Raw genomic sequence first — 233 nt, forward strand, 5'->3', positions numbered from 1 at the left:
TTAATGATGAAGTTCTTTAGTCACTTTGCTAAAGCGTTAATGATCATTATTTGGGGATTATTTATTGCTAACTTATTTTTTCGTGTCACTGGTAAAGCCGCCCTCGCTATTTACTTTTTGTTAGATTTTGTGGTAGCTATGCATGACATCCAACTATTAGTTAATTATGCTGCATTCGCTGAAAAACTCAAAATAACTAAAAAAGAAGGATTTCCTATTATCTATTTTCGTGT

General features: G+C 31.8%; 1 protein-coding gene. It reads left to right on the forward strand.

Features of this window, described 5'->3' with window-relative positions; all coding sequences use genetic code 11:
• Positions 1 to 233, forward strand: a 233-nt coding sequence (locus tag V6255_RS18300) for a DUF1145 domain-containing protein (protein WP_341629411.1), incomplete at both ends; no start/stop codon positions are given.

It is taken from the genome of Psychromonas arctica, assembly GCF_038155225.1.
GTDB lineage: Bacteria > Pseudomonadota > Gammaproteobacteria > Enterobacterales > Psychromonadaceae > Psychromonas > Psychromonas arctica_B.